General features: G+C 62.5%; 1 pseudogene. It reads right to left on the bottom strand.

Annotation, left to right across the window (positions count from 1 at the left end):
- Positions 1–269, bottom strand: a pseudogene (locus tag KVS69_RS19655) (hypothetical protein); the annotation flags it as partial.

Below are 269 nucleotides of genomic sequence, written 5' to 3'. Positions count from 1 at the left end.
GAAGCAAATTCGCCGGAAGCGGCGGCATTGTTGCCGATCGCCTCAGCGCCGGTGCCCGAGGCAAGGGCGTCTACGCCAGCGGCCAGCGAGTTCAGACCGGTCGCACCATCGTTATTGTAGTTGCCACCTGCCGCACCACCATCGTTGACGCTGTAGTAGTGCGTCGCCGTGGTATCGACCTGCTCCGAGAGAGCCTTCAGTTGCGAGACGTTCACCACATCCGTGTCGGCGGAACCAGCAGCAACATTGGTGATCCGACGCTCCGAGCC

Origin of the sequence: Stenotrophomonas sp. GbtcB23 (assembly GCF_019091045.1) — a bacterium.
GTDB lineage: Bacteria > Pseudomonadota > Gammaproteobacteria > Xanthomonadales > Xanthomonadaceae > Stenotrophomonas > Stenotrophomonas rhizophila_A.
The sequence above is the reverse complement of the archived record's forward strand: the minus strand, read 5'-3'. Positions and strand labels throughout refer to the sequence as shown.